This is a genomic window from Methylopila musalis (assembly GCF_042679725.1).
GTDB lineage: Bacteria > Pseudomonadota > Alphaproteobacteria > Rhizobiales > Methylopilaceae > Methylopila > Methylopila musalis.
This window is the reverse complement of sequence record NZ_JBHTMX010000321.1, coordinates 1-1,905: the sequence shown is the minus strand read 5'-3', so window position 1 is coordinate 1,905 and position 1,905 is coordinate 1. Positions and strand designations below refer to the sequence as shown.

Below are 1,905 nucleotides of genomic sequence, written 5' to 3'. Positions count from 1 at the left end.
CCGGCCCCTCTGGCGCCTCGTTCTGGGTGGCGGCGCGGCGATGGTCGCGCTGGCGCTCGCCGGCGCGGCGGCCGCCCAGACGGTGACGCTCGATCTCGGCCAGGGCGGCGGCGTCAGCGAGCGCGCGCTGCAGCTCGTGGCGCTGATCACGGTGCTCAGCCTCGCGCCGTCGATCCTGGTGATGACGACCTGCTTCACCCGCATCGTGGTGGTGCTGTCGCTGCTGCGCACCGCGATCGGCACCCAGACCGCGCCGCCCAACACGGTGGTGACGGCGCTGGCGCTGTTCCTCACCGCCTTCGTGATGGCTCCGACCTTCCAGGCCTCCTACGAGCAGGGCATCGCGCCCCGAATCGCGGGCCAGATCGACGACGCCACCGCCTTCGAGCGCGGCGTGGCGCCGTTCCGCACCTTCATGCTGGCGCATGTGCGCGAGAAGGACCTGGCGCTGTTTCAGGACCTGTCGCGCGAGCCGCCGCCGGCCGGACCCGAGCAGGTGACGCTCCGGGTTCTGGTGCCGGCCTTCATGATCTCGGAGCTGCGCCGCGCGTTCGAGATCGGCTTCCTGCTGTTCGTGCCGTTCCTGGTGATCGACCTCGTGGTCGCGTCGGTGCTCATGTCCATGGGCATGATGATGCTGCCGCCGGCGATCGTCTCGCTGCCGTTCAAGCTGATCTTCTTCGTGCTCGTGGACGGCTGGAACCTGATCGCCGGATCGCTGGTGCAGAGTTACGGCGGCTGAGCCGCCGCCCGCGCCGCGTCAGCTGGCCGACGAGGCCGCCCGCACCGCCTTCACCGCGCTCATGGGCACCGTCAGCCCGCCGATGGTGAGCGCCGCGGTCCCGCTCGACAGATCGACGCCGTCCACCACGCCCGTGACCTCGCTCGACACCGACACCGCCGTTCCGGCCGCGTCCTTCGCCGTCACGGTGATGGAGTAGAGCCCGTCGGAGGCTTGCGCGCCGCTGGTGGTCTTGCCGTCCCAGACGAAGTCCTGATCGCCGTAGGACAGCGTCGCCTGCCGGGTCGCCACCAGCGTGCCGCTGGCGTTGCGGATCTCCACCGTCGCCGTCACGCCGTCCTTCGGCGCGTTCAGGCTCCAGGTCGCTTTGCCGCTGTCGAGCGTGGAGGTGTCGCCGCTTGCGGTCACCTCCTTGCCGACGAGGCTGATGGCCGCGTCCGCGCCGCTGCTCTGCGCGGCGGAGAGCAGCGCCGTCAGCGTGTCGTTGGTCTTCAGCTGCTGCTCGACGGATGCGAACTGCACCAGCTGCTGGGTGAACTGGTTGGTGTCGAGCGGATCGAGCGGGTTCTGGTTCTGAAGCTGCGTGGTCAGCAGCGTCAGGAACGTGTCGAAGTTGCTCGCGAGCGTCTGCGCGCTCGTGGTGGTCGTCGTCTTGGACGTCGCGGCGCTGCTGGTGGCGTCGATCGCCATGGTTGTTCTCCCGACTGTCCCGATTAAACCGTCATGTCCAGCGCGCCAGCGGCTTGGCCCCGCGCGCCATAGGCGAGCGGGGCGGCGAGCAGCGCGCCGTCGTCGTCCGCGCCCTCGAACGCGGAGGCGGATCGTCCGCCGTCGTCGCGAGAAGGCGTCCCGCCGCCGTCGCGCAGCTCGAACGACAGGCCGCCGTCGCCGATCTGGAAACCCGCCTGTCCCAGCAGGCGCGCCAGTTCGTCCGCGTCCTGCCGCAGCAGGGAGAGCGTCTCCGGCCTGTCCGCCATAAGCCGGGTGGAGACCCGGCCGTCGGCGGCGATGTCGAGGCGCACGTCCACGCGCCCGAGATCGCCGTCCTCGAGCTCCACGTCGAAGCGCGTGCGCCTTGCGCCGCCCGTGGAGGGCGCGGCGATGGCGGCCGCGACCACGGCGGCTGCCGTCTGGGCGGCCGAGGCCGATGCAGCGGCCGAGGC

3 protein-coding genes are annotated in these 1,905 nt (G+C 71.1%); 1 reads left to right on the top strand and 2 read right to left on the bottom strand.

The genetic code is table 11. The features are described 5' to 3' along the window. Positions 1-40 precede the first annotated feature (40 nt). Positions 41-742, top strand: coding sequence for a flagellar type III secretion system pore protein FliP (gene fliP / locus ACFQ4O_RS17200; RefSeq protein WP_378777560.1), 702 nt, complete (start codon positions 41-43; stop codon positions 740-742). An 18-nt stretch (positions 743-760) separates the two neighbouring features. On the opposite strand, the gene ACFQ4O_RS17195 is transcribed toward fliP, so the two are convergent. Both ACFQ4O_RS17195 and fliK read right to left on the bottom strand, forming a co-directional pair. Next, complete coding sequence (locus ACFQ4O_RS17195; protein ID WP_378777558.1) at positions 761-1,432, bottom strand: flagellar hook assembly protein FlgD; 672 nt, start codon at positions 1,430-1,432, stop codon at positions 761-763. Positions 1,433-1,455: 23 nt separating this feature from the next. Next, on the bottom strand, positions 1,456-1,905 hold a 450-nt coding region (gene fliK / locus ACFQ4O_RS17190), incomplete at its 5' end, for a flagellar hook-length control protein FliK (RefSeq protein ID WP_378777556.1).

Coding starts and splice junctions, on each gene's coding strand:
- fliP (WP_378777560.1), top strand. CDS start 41: ATGGTCGCGCTGGCGCTCGCCGGCGCGGCGGCCGCCCAGACGGTGACG.
- ACFQ4O_RS17195 (WP_378777558.1), bottom strand. CDS start 1,432: ATGGCGATCGACGCCACCAGCAGCGCCGCGACGTCCAAGACGACGACC.